General features: G+C 74.2%; 1 protein-coding gene and 1 pseudogene. Both read right to left on the minus strand.

What is annotated here, in order from left to right; translation table 11 throughout:
* Window positions 1-349: pseudogene (locus tag AB0J52_RS38460) on the minus strand (hypothetical protein); the annotation flags it as partial.
* 82 nt (window positions 350-431) lie between these two features.
* A partial coding sequence (locus AB0J52_RS38465) for an MMPL family transporter (protein WP_500187960.1) occupies window positions 432-1913 on the minus strand: 1482 nt, incomplete at its 5' end.

Consider the following 1913-nt stretch of genomic DNA (forward strand, 5'->3'; position numbering starts at 1 on the left):
CGACGCGCCCGTTGGCGGCCAGGCGGCCCGCCTTGTAGACGCCGAACAGCAGCCCGATCAGCAGCAGCTCGCGGATCGGCCGGGGCCGGACGGCCGCGGCCGGGACGTCCGCCGGGCGGACACCGGCAGGCGCCGCCTGCGAAGCGGCGGCCCGGACGGCCTCGGGCGAGGTCGCCGGGGAATCCGCGGGGGCCGAGGCTTCGGCAGTGGACGCGGAATCCGCTTCGGCCGGGGAGTCGGCGGTGGCCGGGGCGTCCGCGGAGCCGGCGGGTGGCGGTGTCGCGACCGTTCCGGTCTCGGGGCGCGGTGAGGGTGCGCGCCGCCAGACCGGTTGCTGGAGGAGGTTCATGTCCGGGCTTCCTTGGGGGGTGGGGCGAATCGGGGGGCGGGAAAGGGCCGCCGCCTCGGGGCGACGAGGCGGCGGCCCTGGGTCATCTGCCGGAGGACGGTCCCGACGTGCCGGTGGATCCGGAGCGTCCGGCGCGGTGGGCTCCGGGCCCGGTGCGGTGCGCTCCGGACCCCGCCCCGGCTGTGACCGGCTCACGCGGTCCGGCGGCCTCGGCGTCGTCGTCGCCGAGCGCGTGCCGCAGCTTCTCGCCCTCCACGTCCACGTCGGGCAGGATCCGGTCCAGGACGCGCGGCAGCCACCAGGCGGCCTTCCCGAACAGCGCCATGACGGCGGGCACCACGGTCATCCGGACCACGAAGGCGTCGAAGAACACCCCGGCCGCCAGCGCGAAGCCCATCAGCTTGATCATCGACTGCTCGTCGCTGATGAACCCGGCGAACACCGCCATCATGATCACGGCGGCGGCGGTGACCACCCGCGCCCCGTGCCGGAACCCGGCGACGACCGCGTCCTTCGGGGCCGCGCCGTGCACGTACTCCTCGCGCATCCGGGTGACCAGGAACACCTGGTAGTCCATCGCCAGGCCGAACACCACGCCGATCAGGAAGATCGGCATCAGGCTCATGATCGGCCCGGTGCTGTCCACGCCGATCAGCGACGCGCCCCAGCCCTTCTGGAACACCGCGACGACCACGCCGAAGGTGGCGGCGACGGTGAGCAGGAAGCCGAGGGTCGCCTTCAGCGGCACCAGGACGGACCGGAACACCAGCATGAGCAGGATGAACGCGAGGCCGACCACCAGCGCGAGGTAGGGCGCGAGGGCGCCGGAGAGCTTGGCCGACACGTCGATCCCGATCGCGGTCTGGCCCGTGACCATGGCCTCGGCCCCGGTCGCCGCGCGCAGCGCGTCGCTCTTGCCGCGGATGGCGGAGACCAGGTCCTCGGTCTGCGCGGTGCTCGGGCCGCTCTTCGGCACCACGGTCAGCAGGGCGGTGTCCCGCTGCTGGTTGGGCACCGGCGGGGTGACGGTCGCGACGTCGCTCATGTTCTTCAGCTGCCCGGAAAGCTCGGAGGCAGCCTTCGTGACGTCCCCCGATCCGTGCACGACGACCATCAGCGGGCCGTTGAAGCCGGGACCGAAGCCCTCGGAGACCATCTCGTACGCCTTGTACTGGGTGCTGCTCGGCGAGGACGCCTCCTCTCCGGGCATGCCGAGCCGCAGGTCCAGCGCCGGCAGGGCGAGGACGCCGAGCCCGGCCACCGCCAGCAGCAGGACCGCAAGCGGGCGGCGGACGACGAACCGCGCCCAGCGCTCCCCCACCGCGGTCTTGCCGGGCCGCGGCCCGCCGCGCAGGCCGGGGATCCGGCCGCCGACGACCCGCCGCCCGGCGAAGCCGAGCATCGCGGGCAGCAGGCTGAGCGCGATCAGGACGGCGACGATCACCGAGAACCCGGCCGCGACGCCCATCTCGGTGAGGATCGGGATGCCGACGACGCCGAGGCCGACCAGCGCGATCACGACGGTCAGGCCCGCGAAGACCACGGCCGACCCGGCGGTGCCGAC

It is taken from the genome of Spirillospora sp. NPDC049652 (assembly GCF_040675125.1).
GTDB lineage: Bacteria > Actinomycetota > Actinomycetes > Streptosporangiales > Streptosporangiaceae > Spirillospora.